Raw genomic sequence first — 18,823 nt, 5'->3', positions numbered from 1 at the left:
GCCCCGCCGAGACGCGATCGCTTAAGAACTCCCGGCCCGCGAGTGGAGGTATGACGAGCGAGGGCCGTCGCTTCAAGCGCGCGGCCGGGGTCAACATCCTCGGCAACGCCGTGAAGATCGTCGTCGAGGGGGCGGTCGGGTTGACGTTCGGGAGCGTGGCCCTCGTCGCCGACGCGGCCCACTCGGTTGCGGATCTCGTTGCGAGCCTCGTCGTGTTTCTCTGGGGGGGCTCGGCATACACCGCACCGGACGAGACCCACCCGCACGGCCACCAGCGGATCGAACCCCTCACCGCGCTGTTCGTCGGCTCCGTCATCGTGTTGCTCGGCGGCAACCTGTTGTACGAGTCGGCCACCGCGCTGCTCGTCGGCCCCGACGTCGTCTTCGACGTCCTCCTGCTCGGCGCGCTCGCGTTCTCGATCGCCGATATGTACCTGCTGTATCGCTACACGATGCGGGTGAACGCCGATCTGGGCTCGACCGCGCTCGACGCGCTGGTCGCCGACAGTCTCAACGACATCTACACCTCCATCGCGGCCGTCGTCGGCGTCTTCGGCGTGCTCCTCGGCGTTCCCGTGCTCGATGCGATCGCCGGCGGGCTCGTGAGTCTGCTCGTCATCCACGAGGGGATCCGCATCGCCCGCGAGAACGTGGGGTACCTGGTCGGCGCGGCCCCGCCCGAGGAGGACGCCGAACGGATCCGAAGGGTCCTGCGGTCCACCCCGGCCGTCGAGGGCGTCCACGACCTGCGGGTGTTCTACGACGGCACCGACATCGAGGTCGAGGTTCACGTGGAGGTCGACGGCGAGATGACCCTCCGGGAGGCGCACGACCTCGAGACGGAACTCATCACCCGGCTTCGCGACGACCCGGAGGTCGGCGACGTCCACGTCCACCTCGACCCGTCGGGACTCGGCGAGTGGAAGGACGCCTCCGAGGGACTGCTCGAGTAGCCCAAGGGACCCCTCACGGGGCCCGATTCACGACACGAGCCGTCTCGGCGGTCGGAACCCCGGCGTCACGTCGCGAGGTTCAAGGGGACGGACCGCCCGGATGAAGACGTGCGCATCGAGAACAGCTTCATCCCCGTCCGCGGCGTCGGGGAGGCGACGGAACGGCGGCTGTGGGAGCGGGGGATCACCGACTGGGATGCCTTCGATCCCTCGATCGACGTCCGGGGCGTCGGATCGACGACGGCCGACCGGATCGAGACGTTCATCGACCACGCCCGGGCCCACCTCGTCGAGGGGAACGCCCGGTTCTTCGACGACGCCTTCCCCGGCTCCGAGCGCTGGCGGCTCTACGAGGACTTCCGGTCGGAGACCTGCTTTTTCGACATCGAGACGACCGGCCTCGACGAGCATCGCGACCGCGTGACGACGGTGAGCTTCCATCACGACGACGAGACGACCACGCTGGTTCGCGGCGAGGACCTGACCGCCGAGGCGGTCCGCGAGCGGTTCGCGGAGGCGTCGCTCCTCGCGTCGTTCAACGGCGCGCGCTTCGACGTCCCCTTCCTCGAGACGTCTCTCGGGATCGACGTCGACACGCCCCATCTCGACCTCATGTATCCGTGTCGCCGGCTCGGACTCTCGGGCGGGCTCAAGTCGATCGAATCCGAGATCGGGATCACGCGCGACCGTCCGGACCTCTCCGGTCGCGACGCCGTCCGGCTGTGGCACGAGTACGAACGCGGCGACGACGAGGCCCTCGAGACGCTCGTCTCCTACAACCGGGCGGACACGCGAAACCTGGAGGCGCTCGCGGATCGCGTCTGTTCGTCGCTCCACCGCGACGTCTTCGAGTCGGTGACCTACGACCAGGCGGAGGATCCGTCGGAACCGGTGGACCCGGCGGACTCGGAAGACCGGAACGATCCGGTGGACTAGGCGGGGGCGACCCGTTCTCACGGCGGGGAGTGAACCGAAACGTTCCTGCCGCGGGGGGCCGAGACCACCGGTATGTCGAGCGATCCGGACCGAACGCGGCTCGCCGTCCTCGCCGTGGTCGCGGCCGCCGTTCTCGTTCGAGTGGCCGGACTCGGTGACAGACCGTTCCACTGGGACGAGGCCCGGGTCGGCTACTGGACGCTTCGATACGTCGAGACCGGCGTCCACGAGTATCGCCCGATCGCGGGCGGGCCGCTCGTCTACCTCCTCGGCGGACGAACGCTCGCCGTGTTCGGCGCCAGCGATTTCGTCGCCAGGCTGCCGGTCGCGATCGCCTCCGGGCTGGTTCCGGCGGCCGCGCTCGCCTTCAGAGAGCACCTCCGGGACGACGAGACGGTCGCCGTCGCGGTCGTGCTGGCGTTCGCCCCTCCGCTCGTTCGATACGGTCGATTCCTCCGCGGCGACGTCCTCGCCGCCGGTGCCGCGCTCGTCGCCGTCGGCTGGCTGCTCCGATGGGTGACCGTCTCGACCGACGGTCGGGAAGCAGACAGCGAGGACGCCTTCGACGCCCTCGGCCCCGATCGCCACCTCTACGCCGGCGTCGCGGCGTGGGTGATCGCGTTCGGGTTCTCCGGGTTCGCCGTCGCGACGTTGGTTCTCGTGCTCGCCGGCGCGCTCGTCGCCGTCGACCACGATCGGATCGACGGCGGCGACACGTCCACGGGACTCGCGGAGCGATCGGCTGCGGCCGGACGGTGGCTCCACGCGCGAGCGACGCCGCTCGCACGCGCGGTCTTCGTCCTCCTCGGCACGTGGGCCGTGGTGTTCGCCCCGCGCGGTGACGGGGTGGCGAGGGCGCTCGCGAATCCGATCGGCTTCGCCCGGACGACGTTTCGAGAGCCCGTGGCGGTCTTCGTCGGCGTTCGCGTGCTCGGGCGGGAGGGCACGGAGTTCCTCCCGTTCGTGACGGACGCGATCTCGACCGCCCTCGTCACCGCGGGGCCGCTCCTCGCGGTCGCAGTTGGTGGGCTCCTCGCCGACCGATACGGACTCATCGAGCCCGCGAGGCGACGACACCGTCGAGTCGTCCTGTTCGCCTCCGCGTGGGCGGGTCTCGGGCTGATCGGCTATCCGGTCGTCGCCACCGTCGCCGCGCCCTGGACGAGCGTTCACGTCCTCGTTCCGGCGGCGATCCCGGCTGGCGTCGGACTGGCCGCGATCTATCGGTACGGTCGAGGAGAACGCGGGTTCACTCGATCGGAGGCCGACGGAGATCGCCGCGCCGCCCGAGCCGCGGTCGCGACGCTGCTTCTCGCCGCGGTCGCGATCCACGGGGCCGTGGTGGTCCTCGACGACGTCGCAACCTCGCCGTCCCCGGACGGCCGGTTCGCCCAGTACGGCCAGCCGGCCGACGACCTCGAACCGCTCGTCGGGGAGATGGAGACCGCCCTCGCGAGCGTCGACTCGCCGAACGACCGGGTCGTGTGGGTCGGCGAACGGTACGTCGCGAGCGACGAGTCGGCCCTGGACCGGCCGCCGATCGAGGCTGAATCGGATCGCGCCGCCTTCGGCGAGCGGCTGCCGATGGCCTGGTACGTCGAGCGAACCGGTGCGGAGACGGCCGCGGTCGCACGCCCCGGGGACCTCGAGGGCGAACCGGCGGTCGTGATCGCCGATCCGGCCCACGAGGGTACCCTCTCCGAGCGGCTTTCGAACCACCGGACGCGGACGGTCCGGCTGGGGTTGTGGAACCGGGAGGTCGTCGTCTTCCTCGCGGGTTCCGGGCCGGGGTCGTGATGCGGTCGGATATTTCGGCGAGGACTGTGGTGACTAATGTGACGATCACCCAGGAGTTCCGCTCAGATCGAGGTGATCGCGAACACGTTCAAGCGGTACCGTTCGTCACGGCGTGACGGTAGGGATTCCTTCAGCGGAACCCCATCGCCTCGATCTGCTCTTGATACCGGTTGCGGATGGTGACCTCCGTCACCTGGGCGACGCTTGCGACCTCGCGTTGGGTCTTCTTCTCGTTGCACAGAAGCGAGGCGGCGTAGATCGCCGCCGCGGCGAAGCCGGTCGGCGACTTCCCGGAGAGCAGCCCCTCCTCGGCGGAGACGTCGATGATCTCCGTCGCCTTCGTCTGGACCTCCTCGCTGAGGTCGAGCGCGGAGGCGAACCGGGGGACGAACTGCTTGGGATCGACCGGCTTGAGTTCGAGGCCGAGCTCCTGGGAGATGTACCGATACGTCCGGCCGATCTCCTTTTGCGGGACGCGTGAGACCTCCGCGACCTCGTCGAGCGACCGGGGGATCCCCTCCTGTCTGCAGGCGGCATACAAAGCGGAGGTGGCGACCCCCTCGATCGACCGCCCGCGAATGAGGTCCTCGTCGAGCGCCCGCCGGTAGATGACCGACGCCACCTCACGAACCGACCGGGGCACCCCCAGCGCCGAGGCCATGCGGTCGATCTCGGAGAGCGCGAACTGCAGGTTCCGCTCGCCCGCGTCCTTCGTGCGAATGCGCTCCTGCCACTTGCGCAGTCGGTGCATCTGCGAGCGCTTCTCCGAGGAGAGCGACCGGCCGTAGGCGTCCTTGTCCTTCCAGTCGATCGTCGTCGTCAGCCCCTTGTCGTGCATCGTCTCCGTGATCGGGGCGCCGACACGGGATTTCGACTGTCGCTCCGAATGGTTGAACGCCCGCCACTCGGGACCGCGGTCGATCTGGCGTTCGTCGATGACCAACCCGCAGTCATCACACACCAGCTCGTGGTCGGCGTCGGCGACGATCTCCGCGGAGCCGCACTCCGGACAGGACAGCGTTTCCTCGGCCTCCTGTTCGACGTCCCGTTCCTGCTGTCGCTGTCTGCTCGGACGTTCCATTATAAGGTTTGTGGTCGGTGGTGCATTTAAACCTTGGTGACGGATCGAAAACGTGCATCCGTGATCGATTCCAGTCACATGACTGGTTCCCTGGTTGATCCCGAACGAGTGGCGTGCCGGGACGAGCGTGCCGAGCTATAGTAGCCGATAGAATTTTTTACTCAGAGATTAATATAGTATCTAATGGATCACCTCAACGAGATCTCCGTCGAAGAACTCCAAGAGGCGCTTGACAATGTTGACGGAAACAAGCCGACACAACGGTTGTTAGCCGCGATCGCGTACAAAAATGGTGTCACGCAAACCGAACTTGCCGAGTGGTACGATACAGAACGAAAAACGATCTATAACTGGCTCAAGCGGCTCGATACTGACGAGCCGTTTGAACAGGCTGTTTCTGATGCTCATCGATCTGGACGAAAGCGGAAACTTTCAGAAACAAAGCAACAAGAGTTTGAGCAAACAGTCCACGAATCACCCCAAGAGGTCGGCCTTGACGCGCCGGCGTGGACGCCGGCGCTCGCACAACAATACCTTGAAGAAACCTACGGCGTTGAGTACTCAGTCCCGAGCTGTCGGCGGTTGTTGAAAGAGGCTGGGTTGAGTTATCAAAAACCACGCCGTTCAGCCGTTGAATCCGACGATGACGAGCAAGACGAGTTCTACAACGAGATCAAAAAAAGCGGCGGGAAATGGACGCCACAGTAGTCTGTATTGATCAAACCAAGAAATCCGTCCAAGTTGAGCCGCGTGCCGCGTGGTTTCCGCGCGGCACGCGGCCGTCTGTCGAATTATCCGGCCAACGGGATTGGACGTGCTTGCTCGGCGCGATCACCGAAGATGGTGATCGCTTCTTCTCTCGGTTCACAGAATACATCACTGCCGATCACGCAAAACATTTCATTTTAGCATTATGTGAAGAATTCAAAGATGACTTGATCGTCGTTCTCGATGGAGCACCGTACTTTCAGGCGTCGGCCGTCACGGACCTCGCGGCCCGTGACGACCTCGCGTTTGTGACGCTTCCGTCGTATTCGCCGGAGTTGAACCCAGTCGAGGAATGCTGGAGACAGCTTCAAACAGCGCTCAGCAATCGTTTCTTTGACTCACTCAACGAGCTTACAACAGCGATTGACACCGCTCTTGAACAACTCTCTATTCCAAAAGTGAGTAACTATTTCTAACATCTACTATATTGAGATCGTGAGAGTGATCGGGAACTGATGGGGGCCGGGGGCGCTCATCGACGTCAGGTAACCGTTCATCGACGGGCGGTTATTACTATTGGACATTTACAAACATATATGTATAACCAGGGAATATGTAGAAACATGAGCACCACCGATTCCGCCGCCGTCGAGGGGCCGATCGCGGAGTGTCGACCCGCGGACGTCGAGCCCGTCGTCATCGACGGCGCGGAGCTCGAGAGCACCGCCCCCGAGTACCTCCGCGATCTGAAAGGTGAACTGTCACGGCGCGGCTACCAGCCCGCGGGCCTCGACGTCACCGCGTGTTTCGCGGAGGACTGCTCGCTCGCCACCCAGGCGGAGGCCGACAGGCTGCGCGGGCTCGTCCGGGCCGCGGCCTTCCTCGGCGTCGGCCGGATCGACGTGACGGTCGACGAGGTCGAGGATCCGGACCGCGTCGAGCCCGCGCTCGCGGCGCTCTCGGAACGGGCCTCGCGGGAGGGCGTCACGTTCCGTGTGACCGGCGAGTCGACGCTCGCCGAGTGAGATGGCCTCGAAGCGCTCGCTGGCGACGAAGCTCGGCGTGGTCGCGGGCTTCGAGCGACCTGACGCGTCGCTCGAGCAGTACCCGACGCCGCCCGAGCTGGCCGCCCACGTCGTCCACCTCGCCGACCTCCAGGGCGACGTGGAGGGTCGAACCGTCGTCGACCTGGGCGCCGGAACCGGTATGCTCGGGCTCGCGGCCGCCCTCCGCGGCCCGGCACGGGTGATCGGCGTCGAACTCGACGCGGGACCCATCGAGACGGCACGGGCGAACGAGCGGCGCGTCGGGACGAACGCGCCGGTCCACTGGATCCGCGCGGACGCGACCCGTGCCCCGCTTTGTCCCACGGAGCGAACGACCGTCCTGATGAACCCGCCGTTCGGCGCCCAGGACGGGAACCGCCACGCCGATCGCGGATTTCTCGAGACCGCGAGCTCGATCGCCGACGTCTCCTACTCCGTCCACAACGCCGGCAGCGAGTCGTTCCTCCGATCGTTCGCCGCCGACCACGGCGGCGAGGTCACTCACGCGTTCGCGGCCGAGTTCGACGTGGACGCCCAGTTCGACCACCACGAGTCCGAGACCGAGACGATCGACACCGAGGTCTACCGGATCGAGTGGTCGACGGGCACGGACCGATCCGATTCGACGGGATCGCCGTAGCTCTCGTTCGGGGCTGCTCGTCGCCCTACTGGTTCCGGAGCCGCTCGCGGCCCTCGTGACGCTCAAGCTCGAGTACGCGAACGCGGGTCCCGTTCGATTCCGCGTAGATCCGTCGATCCTCGCGCACCAGCGTCAGCCCGTTCAGCTCGACCGATTCGTTTTGTCCCGGTAACGGCGCCGTCTCCGCCGTCGGGCCCGCTCCGAACGCGTCGTCCTCCACGTCCAGGGACGGGTTCGTTCCGTTTCCGCGGCGCACGGCGACCTCGAACCCCTCGTCGACCGCCGCGACCGAGACGGACCATCCCTCGATGGTCGGCTCCGCCGTGGCGGGTTCCGACCGGAAGGCCGTTCTCCGCTCGCCGTCGTGTTCCAAGTCGACGCGATAGGCGGTCCCGCCACCGACCGCGTTCCACCCGGTTCGTGTGGCGACGACCGTCTCACGCCAGCCCGTTCCCCCCACGTCCACGGAGCGCGAGCCCCAGTACTGGAGGTTCCCGCGCGAGACGGCGGTGATCCAGATGCCGCGGTCGGCGTTCTTGACGATCACGCCCGAGGTGTTCACCCGCGTCGAGCGGTCGAACGCCTCGATGTCCACGACGTTCACCATCTGGTTCGACACGTTCTCGGCGTAGGTCACCTCGTAGCCCTCTACCTCGATCGGGTCGCCGGGCAGCTCCTCGTCCGTCACGGCCAGCAGGTTCGGGGCGATGGCGGGTCCGGCGAGCATGCCCAGGCCGAAAAGCAGGAGCACGAGTCCCGCCGACTGCGGCGACGACGATCGAACCGCGTCCCGAAACGTCTCCGGGTTCGGAACCGACCACGAGGGGACGATGGGCTCGCGCCGCCCCGCCACCGCGAGAGCGACGAGGAGCGCGAGGAGGACGATAAGGCCGATCCCGACCGCTCGATAGAGCACGTACCGCTCGTTCCCGAGGTACCAGTAGACCGCCCACAGCGACCGCGAGGAGGCGAACAACAACACGCCGGAGAAGACGGCGAGCGCCGAGCGTGAGGGCCAGCCGTCACGTCCGACTTCCGGATCCACGCTCCGCCCGCGGCGGCGACGCAGGAGCGCCGCACCGACGAGGACGCCGAGGAGGAACCCGATCGCGTGTCCCTGGATCGAGATGTTCGCCCACCAGGGCCCCCCGTAGGACGGGCTGGCGGCCGACTGCACCACCGGATCTCGAAGCGCTTCGTACACCAGGTTGAGGAGCGAGACGCCCGCCAACGCGACGATCGATCCGAGCGGATAGTGGACCAACGAGAACCCCCACAGCGCGAAGACGACGCCCGAAAAGCCGATCACCGGTCCGATCGCGAAGACGCTCGAGAGGATCGCGCCGGCGACGATGGCGACCGGAACGACGAGGAACGCGCGAACGAACGGGTTCTCGAGCGGCGTCCGAAAGGAGATCCCTCCGCGTCGCCGCGGAAAGTGGCCGTAGGCGTACTCGGCCAGACTCCCAGCGACGAGCGTGGCGAGCAGGTTGCCGACGACGTGGCCGAGGCTCGCGTGCGAGAGCCCGGAGAGCAACATCCCCTCGGGGTAGAAGAACGACCACGCACGAAACGGGATGACGACCGGGTCGGTCGGGTCGTCGATCCCCCGCTGGACGAAGAGGTAGACGCAGACGACGACGGCGACCGCGACGAGCGTTCCCCACGGAACGCCGAGGAGGAACCGCGACCGGAGCCGCCGCCCCCACGAACCGCGGGGGCGGTCGATGGCCACGACGACCGCGAGCGCGGCGGCGAACGCGACCGGAATGGCCAGCCGGTGAAGCGGCAGCCAGTCGGGGAGCATACGCCGGTGTCGGTCGTCGTGCCTAATGAACCTCCGGGTGACGCGGCGGTTCGATCCGTCGGAGTCGGTCGGCGGGTTCGGCCCTGTGGAGTCGGTCCGCGAAGTCGTCCCGTCGGATTTGGTCGGCGATCCGGAGACGGCTCCGTTCGATCGTGGACCCCGATCGAGCGGCGTGGGGGATTCCCACCAGTTCACAATCGAGTGAACACTTATCCGCGTTCGCGCCGATTCCATAGACGAAACCAATGGAAACCGCGGAGCTCTCCAACACTCACGAACGGATCCTCGTCGCCCTCGTGAACGAATACCGACCGGAGGAATCGCCGGTCAAGGCTCGCACGCTCGGCCGACGGATCGACAGGAACGCGGGGTCGGTCCGCAACCAGATGCACACGCTGAAACAGCTTCGACTCGTCGACGGGGTCACGGGGCCACAAGGCGGGTACGAGCCGACCGACCGGGCTTTCGACCTTCTCGATCGCGAGAAGCTGGACGACGCCGAGTCGATGGTGCTCTCGCGGGAGTACGACCGGATCAGCGTCACGGTGGACGACATCGACTTCATCAACGTGGATCACCCGACGGAGTGCAAGGCGTACGTTCACTTTCGACAGGTTGTAAGCGATCTCGAGGCGGGCGACCCGATCGTGGTCGGACCGACGCCGGTCTCGCGACTCGGGCTCGTGGGGCGTGTTACGGCGCTCTCCGATACGTCCGATACCGTGCTCGTCGACGTCGAACGGATCGAGGCGCCGCTCGAGGACGGGTGAGGTCCACGCGGAACGTTCCCGACGGTCGTTCGCTCCGTGGGACGCGCCATTCGAGGTCCCGCCGGGGTACTTCTTAAGGCCCGCGGCCGTGTGTTCGAACCAACGAGCAGCGTTCCATGACCGCCACCATCGACACGATCGACGTGCTTCACGTCGACGACGAGCCCGAATTCGCCGAGTTGGTCGCCACGTTCCTGCGGCGGACGGACGACCGGTTCGCGGTGCGGACCGTCGAGAGCGCCGAGGAAGCGCTCGACGAACTCGACGAACTCGACGAACTCGACGGCGTCGATTGTGTCGTCTCCGATTACGACATGCCCGGTCGAAACGGGATCGAGCTCCTCGAGACCATCCGCGAGGACGATCCACAGCTCCCGTTCATCCTGTATACGGGCAAGGGGTCCGAGGAGATCGCGAGCGAAGCGATCTCGGCCGGAGTGACCGATTACCTCCAAAAGGAGACCGGAACCGAACAGTACGAGCTGCTCGCGAACCGGATCGAAAACGCCGTCGAGTCCGCCCGCTCACGCGAGCTGTTGGCGGAGCGAACGCGGCGACTGGAGACGCTCGTCGACACCCTCCCCGGGATGGTCTATCGGTGCCGAAACGAGTCCGGCTGGCCGATGGAGATCGTCGACGGGGAAGTCGCGGAGCTCACCGGCCATTCCGCGGACCGGATCGCACGAAACGAGGTGCTGTGGGGCGAGGACGTGATCCATCCGGCGGACCGCGAATCGACGTGGGAGGCCGTCCAGGAGGGGCTCTCCGCCGACGGCACCTTCGAGATCACCTATCGGATCGTGACCGAGGACGGGACCACGAAGTGGGTCTGGGAGCGGGGACGCGGCGTGTACGACGACGGCACCGGCGAAGGGAGCGACGACGGCCTGATCGCCCTGGAGGGGTTCATCACCGACGTCACCGAACGCAGGGAACGCGAAGCGCGCCTCGAGCGAACGACGGCCCGTCTCGAGGCGCTCTTCGAGCGGTCTCCCGACATGATCGACGTTCACACCGCCGACGGAACCATCGTCGACGTGAACCGTCGCTTTCGGGAGGTGTTCGATCAGCCGAAGGACGAGCTCGTCGGCCGGAAGGTCTGGGAGATCGACCGGGAAGCCGATCCCGACGAACTGCGCGCCATCTGGAGCGGAATGGACGTCGGAGACCGGATCGAACTCGAGACGGAGTTTCGCCGTCCGGACGGGGAGCCGTTTCCGGTTCGGGTACACGCCACCCGGCTCCCCGTCGACGACGGGGATCGGTTCCTCGTCATCTCCCGTGACGTCTCCGAACAGAAGGATCGCATGCGTGAGCTTCGCGAACTCAAGGACCGCCTCCAGCTCGCGGTCGAAGGGGCGGATCTCGGCGTCTGGGACTGGGATCTGCGCACCGACGAGGTGGAGTTCAACGATCGATGGGCGCGAATGCTCGGCTACTCGCCGGCGGAGATCCGGTCACACATCGACGCGTGGGAGCGGCGCGTACACCCCGATGACCTCGAGCGGGTCGAGGCCGCCCTTGAGGCCCACATCGAGGGGGAGACGGCCTACTACGACACCGAACACCGGATGCGGACCGCGGATGGCGACTGGAAGTGGATCCGCGACATCGGCAGGGTCGTAGAGCGCGACGACGCCGGCGATCCGGTCCGCGCGGTTGGGATCCACCTCGACATCGACGAGCGCAAGGAGTACGAGCGGGAGCTCGAACGAAAGACCGAGGAGCTCGCCGAGTTGACGAGACAGCGCGAACAGCAGTACCGGACGCTCTTCGAGGAGGCGCCCGTGATGGCGGTGATGACCCGAAGCGAGGAGGGACGCCCGATCGTCGAGGACTGCAACCAGCAGTTCCTCGAGACGCTGGGATACGACGCGGAGGACGTGGTCGGACGGGACCTCGCCGAGTTCTACACACCGGACTCCAGGGAGGCGTTGCTCGACGGTGGCGGATACGAGCGGGCGCTCCGGGGGGAGTTCACGATGGAGCCCCGCGAGTTCTCGTCCGCCGACGGGGAGGTCGTCGAGACGCTGTTGCGAGCGGTTCCGCTCCGTGAGGTCCCCGACGCGCCCGACGCCTCCGATACGGCGTTGGCGATGTACGTCGACGTCACGGAACGCGAGGCGGTCAAACGTGCGAACGAGCGGCTCGAGCAGTTCGCGAGCATCGTCTCCCACGACCTCCGAAACCCGTTGAACGTCGCGGAGGGACGACTGCGGCTGGCCCGCGAGACGCTCGATGGGGACGGGAAGGGAGCTGACGACCACCTGGAGGCGGTCGAACGGGCCCACGACCGGATGCAGTCGTTGATCGACGACCTGCTCACCCTCGCTCGGGAGGGGGACGCCGTGACCGAGACCGAACCGGTCGACCTCGGGACGGTCGCGAGGGAGTGTTGGGAGACCGTCGAGACCGCCGACGCCTCGCTCGAGGTGAATGGGGAGACGGTGGTCCGTGCCGACCGGACCCGGCTCAAACAGCTGTTCGAGAACCTGGTTCGAAACGCCGTCGAGCATGGCTCGACGAGCCCCGGCTCGAACGCTCACGGGGACGCGATCGAACCCGGCGCCGAACACGACGGTCCCGACCTCACGATCTCCGTCGGTCGGATGGAGAGCGGATTCTACCTCGAGGACGACGGAACCGGGATTCCGGAGGGCGAACACGACCGCGTCTTCGAGGCCGGCTACTCGACGAACCGGTCCGGAACCGGGTTCGGACTAAGCATCGTCGAGCGGATCGCGGAGGCACACGGCTGGGAGGTCCGCGCGACGGAAAGCGCGGCCGGCGGCGCGCGCTTCGAGATAACCGGCGTCGAGTTCGAGTCGTGAGTCGTCGCCGGGTTCGAACGGCTACCCGAGCTCGGTCGCGAGCGCCGTCTCGGCACGGACGATCGCCGGACCGATCCGGTTCGAGAGCGTCTCCGTTGCCGGATCGTCGTAAGAGCCGGACCGGCCGCTCGCGAGGATTTCGAGCGTCTCCTCGAACAGAGAGACGACGCGGGAGAGCCGATCGTCCGTCGCGGAGGCGTCCCCGCGTTCGGCCAGCCCGCTCGCGGCGTCGGCCTCCTCCAGCGCCCGGGAGAGGCGCTCCGTGACCTCGTTCTCCGAGTCCACGTCCTGCGAGTCCGAATCCGTGTTCGCGTCCGATTCGCGAGCGGCGAGCGCCCTCGCGAGGTCGACCAGCCGCTCGGCCTCCCCGACGAGCGTCTCGGCGAGGGGTGCCTTGCCGGTCTCGACGGGCTCGCGGACCGCGTCCGTTCCGTCCTCGAAGTCCTCCGGACCGACCCGGTAGGCGCCGGGACGCCCTTCGGAATCGACCACTTCCACGGTATAGCGTCCCTCGGAGTGGACCGCCACGGCGAACCGGTCCTCCTCGATCGGCCGTCCCTCGTAGACGACGCCGACATGATCTTCGATCACGCGGACGCGTTCGATCCCGGTCGCTTCCCGGCCGTCGCCGCGGACCCAGCCGGCGTCCTCGTTCGCGACGACCGTCAACACGCCGTTCGCGCCGACTCGGCGGAGACCTCCCTCGTGTTCGAACCCGAGGGCGAGCGGTGCGATCCCCGGAGCGTTCACGACCAGTTCGTGCTCGCCGGGAACGACGTGGAGATATCCGAACTCGCCTCGACGGGTGACCGTCGCGACCGGATCCTCGCTGGCGAGTCGGACGGCGCCCTCGACGGGCACGTCGTACATCGAGACCGGGATCGATCCCGAGAGCGACTCCCGGGCGCCGTCCGCGACGCGTCCGAGATCACCGTCGTATCCGGCCCGCAGGTGGCGAACGTGTCCCACGACGCGGTTCGTCAGTCCCGGCGGTCGCTCCCCGTCGATCCGTCGTCTGTGGCCCGGATCCGTCACGTCCGCGAGGGGATCGTCGTACCGCTCCTGTTCCCACGGAATTCCCACGGACGTGATGTGGCTCGCGTATCGGTCCTCGAGGAATCCCGGGATCGCGAACTCGAAGCTCAACTGGGGGCCGACGAAGTCGTCGACGGCGTCGCGGACGGCCTCGATGGGTTCCAGCGCGTAGGTCAGTTCCGTCCCCGTTCGACTGCTCTCGTGGGCGAGGACCGGTCCCGGTTCCCGGAGCGGAACGTCCGCGGGCGGGCGCGGGAGCCCGCGCCAGGAGTCCACGGTTACCCGCTCGTCGATGAAGTCCCCCCGATCGACCGATAGCCCGGGGTGTCGATCGAGGCGATGCCCGTCGAGTTCCGGCATCACGAAGGGAAGACGCGCCCCCTCATCGCGCGGGAGCCCGTAGGCGAACGGCGCCGTCACACCGGTCGTAACGTCGAGGACGTCGTTGGTAACGTCGGACCCCCACTCGTCGTCGGGGAGTCGCTCGAAGCTCGGGACCCGGTCGTTGACCTCGCTGGCGCTCGAGTGTGACCCGACCTCCGAGAGGATCCCCACGCGACGACCGTCGCTCACGTCGGGCTCGAGGAACTCGTTGTTCGGGCTGGCGCGCGAGTGCGCGCTCGCGGAGACCAGAAGCGGCGTCCCGCTTTCGCGATCGACGAAGACCTGCAGCAGCTCCCAGTCGTGCCAGTGGAAGTTGACCGTGAACTGGTCGAAGACGGAGTAGAACCAGTACTGGATCGCGTCGACGCCGTCCGCGGCCTCGACGATCCGGTAGAACGCGGTCGGCGCCGGCGGGGTGTCGGTTTCCGCGAACGCCTCCGAGTACCCCTCCAGGGCCGTGAACCCGTCCACGACGGTCCTTCCGTCGCTCTCCACCGTGTACAAACGTGGATCGGCGGGGAACCACTTCTCGAGGGCGCCGAAGTACAGGTCGGGGGCGTGTCGGACGACTATCGAGGGGACCGGCTGAGTGTCGTCCACGCCGTCCTCGTCGTCGGGAGTGGGTGATCGCGAAGGGGTCGGGGACGGCTCCACGGGCCCCGATCCGGACCCCCTTCCGTCATCCGGACGCGAGACGGCCCACGCGCCGGCGACTCCGCTCGCACCGACCGCTCCGAGCCCCGCGTAGATCAGGAGCCGGCGCCGTCGTTCGTCGGGAGGCGGGCCGTCACCGGCTCCGTCCCCGTTCGTTTTGGACATGTGGGTCTCGCTCCGACGTCGAGATACGCGGTCGGAGTATATCCGTCTTCCTCGCGATCGCCGCCGTCTCCGGATGGTTCCGAGGGATATTCGAGCGTTTCAGCCCTCGAGCCGCCCCTGCGACGCGTTTTGCCGTAACGTTTTTACAAAATAGACAGATCTTTTAGGTATGGGTTGGGGGAACAAGTCACTCAGATGGCTGGGAACGCTGGGGGGCATCGTGGCGTTGATCAGCCTCGGGATCACGGCGGCGATCGTCGTCGGGCTCTACGTGGTGAGCTTCGAGTCGTTGAACGTTCCGATCGGACTGGCGGAGCTTCTCGTGCCCGCGCTCGTGGCGGTGGTCGGGTTCGTGATCTGGGCCCTCTCGAGGATCACGCTTCGGTTCACCGACGACTCCGGGTCGGGTTCCGAACCGGCCGGCGTCGACGACCCGGAGGTCTCTGGCGATTCGACGGCCGCCGGGAGCGGGGAGTCGATCCCGGAGTCGAGAGCCCGCCTTCGGGAGTTCAACCGGGCGAACAAGTACGTCGCGGCGATCTTCGGGCTGCTCTTCGCCCTGGCGGTCGCCTCCTCGGCGCTCGTCGAGGCGGCCTCGGGAACGCCCTTCGGGATCGTCGTCGGATTCGTGACCTTCCTCACGGAGGCCACCGGCGGGACGACGAACCACCTCCTGACCGCGGCCTGGTTCGGGGGCGCCTGGTACGGCATCCGGAAGTACGAGGCCACGGAGGCGTGGGTCGCCGGGCTCGTCGGCTGGGGCCTGCTCACGATGGGCGGAGTGTACCTGCTCACCGTGAGCCTCGGCGCGATCGCGATCGTCGTCGCCGGCCTGAAGGTCCTGAACGGCGGGCTGAGGGCGAGCGGCGAGACCGAACTCGTGTTCCTGGACGAGTACGTCGACGAGTTGGACGAGGGGGGTACGCTCACTGCGAACGATGCGAACGATGCGGACGGCTCGAGCGACGTGGGCGACGCGGGCACCTCGGCCGCCTCGAGCGACGCCGGTAACGCGACCGGCACCGGTAACGCGACCGACGCCGGAAACGTGGTCGGCCGTTCACGGAGCCGATCCGACGACGGCAAACAGTCGATCGCCGGGATCCGGGACCAGCTCGAGGGTGCGGAGATCCGAGGTCCGAGCGACGTCCGGGACGTCCTCGAGGTCGACCCCGAGTTCGTCCACCCCCGTGAGGCCGGAAACGACCGGATCGCGTACTGGAGCTACCTGAGCTACGCGCTCGGCGGGCTCCTCGTCCTCTCGTCGCTTCTCGTCGGCATCCAGCTGTGGGGGTTCCCCGCGCTCGGACTCTGGGGCATCCCGATCGGCGCGGTGTATCTCGGGCACGCCTTCGGCCTCCCGCAGCGCTCGCCCGTCGTCCACGTAGCGGGTGCGGTCTGGTACGTGTTCGGCCTCCTCGTCTCCGTCGTGACGTTCAGCCCGCTGGCGATTCTCGCGAACGCGGCGGGCGTCTACCTCGGCTGGACGTCCACCGCGGGCGTTCCACAGCCCGACGAGGTCCTCACGGACGTCCAAGGCGGGTCCACGGCGGACGGGCGATCCGACGCGTCGTTTCCGGAGGACCTTATCGGCGGCGGCATCGTCGCCGGAGCGATCCTCGGCGCGGTCCTCGGCGTCGTGGGCGCCGTCCTGTTCGCGTGGATCTCGGTTCGAACCCGGACGGTGTACGGGCTCCTTTTGATCCTCCCCGCCGTCGCCGCCGGGTTCGGCGTCACGCTCGGCATGGGCGAACGCGGAGACGTGGTCAGCGGACTCGTCGGAGCCGGGTTGGCGGTGCTCTCGATCGTCGTCGGATTCAGACTCCTCAACCGATGGATGCCGCCGGGCTACGAGCTGCAGCCCGGGCTGCTTCTCGCGGTCGTCCCGCTTTTGGGCATCTACCTCGCGTACCGGATCGCCGCCAGTTCCGAGAGCGAAGGCGGAACGCGGGAGGATGCCGACGGAGCGACGGACGGAGCCGACGGCGATCCTCCGGAGTCGGCCGGGCGATCGACAGTCTCGGGAACCCCCCGTGATCGGCCCGATTCGTCGGAGTAGGACTCCCGCGTCCTGGAAGTGACGCCACCTACGTTCCGGGAGTGACGCCACCTACGTTCCGGGAGTGACGCCACCCGCGTTCCCGCGGTGATCACGTTGGGGGCGTTGAACCGGACGCCAATTTCGGTCCGCCGTGCCCGGGTTTTATGTGGAACGGTGGGGATTTCCCGATGTGCCCTCCACGAAGATAGCACTCGGCGACGCCCTCGGTTACGGGGCCGATCGCCTCACGACACGCGGTGGAGCGATGCTCATCGGTGCGTACGTCGTCTTCCAGATAGCGAGCCAGGCCAGCTTCCAGTCCCTCTTTGCGGGACTGGTTCCGAACACGATGCCGTCCGGCGCGGCTGGCCAGGTGTATCCCCTGGCGATCGACCTGCCGATGCCGGTCAGCGCCGGACTCGTCGTTCTGTTGATGATCCTCGGAACGGTCCTTTCGATCGTGGCCATGCGGGCGATGTACGCCGACATCGACGACGTACCGTCCGCGGATCACACGCGGCGGCTCGCCCGGACGACCGTCGTGACGATCGTCGTCTCGATCATCACGTTCGTGGCCATCTCGATCGGCACGGTGTTCCTCATCCTGCCGGGGATCTTCCTGGCCGTCAGCCTGGTTTTCGCACAGCTCGCCGTCGTTCTCGAGAACGCCGGCGTTATCGAGGCGCTGCAGCGAAGCTGGGGTCTCGCGCGGGGGAATCGACTTCGACTGTTCGCCCTGGGACTCATCATCGCCGTCGTCGGCGGGATCGCCGGCGGCGTCTTCGGCTTCATCGGGGTGTTCTTCCCCCTCGCCGGCGCCGTGGCGTCGGCGATCGTTACGAGCGTCGTGACCCTCTTCGGGATCGGCGTGCTGGTCGGCTGTTACAGACAGATCGCGGAGCCCGGAGCGGCTGAGACGGGCGCCCGCGGCGCGACAACCGGACTCTGAAACGGTCGCCCCGTCGGTCACATCCCGGCGCGGTTCATCGCGTCCGCGAGCGACACGCCGTTTTCGACGTGTTCTCGAACCGCCCCTTCCGTCTCCTCGATCGCTTGCGCCTCCTCGAGAACCGCGTCCGCGTTCTCGGGATCGACCACCGTGACGCCGGTCTCGTCGCCGATCACGACGTCGCCGGGTGAGACGAGCGTGCCGCCGACGGCGACGGGCACGTCCGCCTCCACCTCGCCGTCGCCGCTCGGGCCGCGGGGGGTTCGGGCGGGCGCGAACACGGGGAACTCAAGTTCCCGGATGTCGGCGATGTCGCGGACGGCCCCGTCCGTGATCATCCCGACCACGCCGCTTTCCTTCGCGTACGTCGAGAGGAGCTCGCCCCAGACCGCCTCGCGGACCGCCCCGCCGGCGTCGACGACTAGGACCTCGCCCGGGTCGGCGTCCACGACCGACTCGACCGGCGGCCAGATCGCCTCGGGGTCCACACGCGTCGTCTTCGCCGTCCCCACCAGGGAACAGTCGCGATGGATCGCCCGAATCGAGCCCTCCAGTACCGCGACGTCCTCGCGTTTCGTGTCGGCGACGACCGCGGAGGACAGATCGCGAAACCCCTCGAGGACCGTCTCGTCTACCGGATCGACGTCCGTCGTCATACGACCTCCCACGAACAGGCGGTATAAATATACACCGGCGATTCCACTCGCCTCCGCCCGGAGGATCGTGTTACCACGTACCACAAACTTATGTACGTCCGTGGGATCGGTTCGAATAGGGAGGCACGAGCATGGCCGAGCACGTACGGGTTCGGGGGGAACCGAATCGTGACTACGAGCGGGAAGCCGAACGGCTGGTCGACGAGTTCGCCGACCGGGGCCTGATCGACCGCGACGTGCGTCGGGAGACGGAACGGCTCCTCCGGAACGATAAGCCGCTTGAGGCGCTTCGTCGGATCACCGAACACCGACGCAACCACCGCTGAGAGGTATCGGAGGGCGTACAACACGGCCGTCCAACGCGGACGCG

14 protein-coding genes and 1 pseudogene are annotated in these 18,823 nt (G+C 67.3%); 11 read left to right on the top strand and 4 right to left on the bottom strand.

The annotated features are described in order from the left end of the window. The first annotated feature begins 50 nt into the window (after nucleotides 1-50). The 3 genes and pseudogenes from ACZ5YD_RS03820 to ACZ5YD_RS03810 all read left to right on the top strand — a co-directional run bounded on the left by ACZ5YD_RS03820 (nucleotide 51) and on the right by ACZ5YD_RS03810 (nucleotide 3,686). A complete protein-coding gene (locus ACZ5YD_RS03820) occupies nucleotides 51-953 on the top strand; it encodes a cation diffusion facilitator family transporter (protein WP_379745555.1) in 903 nt (300 codons plus the stop codon). 108 nt (nucleotides 954-1,061) lie between these two features. Next, nucleotides 1,062-1,811 (top strand): annotated as a pseudogene (locus ACZ5YD_RS03815) (ribonuclease H-like domain-containing protein); the annotation flags it as partial. A 150-nt stretch (nucleotides 1,812-1,961) separates the two neighbouring features. Further along, nucleotides 1,962-3,686 (top strand): flippase activity-associated protein Agl23, encoded by a 1,725-nt coding sequence (locus tag ACZ5YD_RS03810; RefSeq protein ID WP_379745558.1) that lies wholly within the window; start codon nucleotides 1,962-1,964, stop codon nucleotides 3,684-3,686. 130 nt (nucleotides 3,687-3,816) lie between these two features. Here the strand turns inward: ACZ5YD_RS03810 and ACZ5YD_RS03805 are convergent, their stop codons facing one another. Next, the gene (locus ACZ5YD_RS03805) at nucleotides 3,817-4,767 is read right to left on the bottom strand and encodes a transcription initiation factor IIB (protein ID WP_379745561.1); all 951 of its coding nucleotides are present in this window, start codon (nucleotides 4,765-4,767) and stop codon (nucleotides 3,817-3,819) included. 183 nt (nucleotides 4,768-4,950) lie between these two features. Between ACZ5YD_RS03805 and ACZ5YD_RS03800 the strand changes: the two genes are divergently transcribed. The 3 genes from ACZ5YD_RS03800 (at nucleotide 4,951) to ACZ5YD_RS03790 (ending at nucleotide 7,161) form a co-directional block, all read left to right on the top strand. Further along, nucleotides 4,951-5,951 (top strand): IS630 family transposase gene (locus ACZ5YD_RS03800; protein ID WP_379801110.1). Its coding sequence is split into 2 segments (ribosomal slippage): nucleotides 4,951-5,443 and nucleotides 5,443-5,951, totalling 1,002 coding nucleotides; the frame shifts between segments, so codons are not numbered across the junction. Nucleotides 5,952-6,098: 147 nt separating this feature from the next. Next, nucleotides 6,099-6,500 carry a DUF7961 family protein gene (locus ACZ5YD_RS03795; protein WP_379741804.1) on the top strand — a complete coding sequence of 134 codons (402 nt, stop codon included), beginning with the start codon at nucleotides 6,099-6,101 and terminating at the stop codon, nucleotides 6,498-6,500. A gap of 1 nt (nucleotide 6,501) precedes the next feature. Continuing rightward, on the top strand, nucleotides 6,502-7,161 hold the full coding sequence (locus tag ACZ5YD_RS03790; RefSeq protein WP_379741801.1) for an METTL5 family protein: 660 nt from the start codon (nucleotides 6,502-6,504) through the stop codon (nucleotides 7,159-7,161). Nucleotides 7,162-7,186: 25 nt separating this feature from the next. Here ACZ5YD_RS03790 and ACZ5YD_RS03785 read toward each other — a convergent pair whose 3' ends face one another. Further along, nucleotides 7,187-8,968, bottom strand: coding sequence for a rhomboid family intramembrane serine protease (locus tag ACZ5YD_RS03785; RefSeq protein WP_379741798.1), 1,782 nt, complete (start codon nucleotides 8,966-8,968; stop codon nucleotides 7,187-7,189). Nucleotides 8,969-9,213: 245 nt separating this feature from the next. Here ACZ5YD_RS03785 and ACZ5YD_RS03780 point away from each other — a divergent pair, with 245 nt between their 5' ends. Together ACZ5YD_RS03780 and ACZ5YD_RS03775 are read left to right on the top strand one after the other, a co-directional pair. Next, the gene (locus ACZ5YD_RS03780; RefSeq protein ID WP_379741795.1) at nucleotides 9,214-9,738 is read left to right on the top strand and encodes a TrmB family transcriptional regulator; all 525 of its coding nucleotides are present in this window, start codon (nucleotides 9,214-9,216) and stop codon (nucleotides 9,736-9,738) included. Between the two features lie 116 nt (nucleotides 9,739-9,854). Then, nucleotides 9,855-12,569, top strand: coding sequence for a PAS domain S-box protein (locus ACZ5YD_RS03775; protein ID WP_379741792.1), 2,715 nt, complete (start codon nucleotides 9,855-9,857; stop codon nucleotides 12,567-12,569). A 21-nt stretch (nucleotides 12,570-12,590) separates the two neighbouring features. Here the strand turns inward: ACZ5YD_RS03775 and ACZ5YD_RS03770 are convergent, their stop codons facing one another. Then, nucleotides 12,591-14,807, bottom strand: coding sequence for a hypothetical protein (locus tag ACZ5YD_RS03770; RefSeq protein WP_379741789.1), 2,217 nt, complete (start codon nucleotides 14,805-14,807; stop codon nucleotides 12,591-12,593). 169 nt (nucleotides 14,808-14,976) lie between these two features. Here ACZ5YD_RS03770 and ACZ5YD_RS03765 point away from each other — a divergent pair, with 169 nt between their 5' ends. Continuing rightward, nucleotides 14,977-16,866, top strand: coding sequence for a hypothetical protein (locus tag ACZ5YD_RS03765; protein WP_379741786.1), 1,890 nt, complete (start codon nucleotides 14,977-14,979; stop codon nucleotides 16,864-16,866). Between the two features lie 172 nt (nucleotides 16,867-17,038). Beyond that, complete coding sequence (locus ACZ5YD_RS03760; protein WP_379741783.1) at nucleotides 17,039-17,797, top strand: DUF7847 domain-containing protein; 759 nt, start codon at nucleotides 17,039-17,041, stop codon at nucleotides 17,795-17,797. A 17-nt stretch (nucleotides 17,798-17,814) separates the two neighbouring features. On the opposite strand, the gene ACZ5YD_RS03755 is transcribed toward ACZ5YD_RS03760, so the two are convergent. Beyond that, nucleotides 17,815-18,453, bottom strand: a complete 639-nt coding sequence (locus ACZ5YD_RS03755; protein WP_379741780.1) for an RraA family protein — start codon at nucleotides 18,451-18,453, stop codon at nucleotides 17,815-17,817. Between the two features lie 131 nt (nucleotides 18,454-18,584). On the opposite strand from ACZ5YD_RS03755, the gene ACZ5YD_RS03750 reads away from it, so the two are divergent. Beyond that, nucleotides 18,585-18,779 carry a hypothetical protein gene (locus ACZ5YD_RS03750; RefSeq protein WP_379741778.1) on the top strand — a complete coding sequence of 65 codons (195 nt, stop codon included), beginning with the start codon at nucleotides 18,585-18,587 and terminating at the stop codon, nucleotides 18,777-18,779. The last annotated feature ends 44 nt before the right edge of the window (nucleotides 18,780-18,823 follow it).

Source organism: Halopenitus salinus (assembly GCF_055397165.1).
Note: the sequence above shows the minus strand (reverse complement) of the source record. Positions and strands in the feature narration are given on the sequence as shown.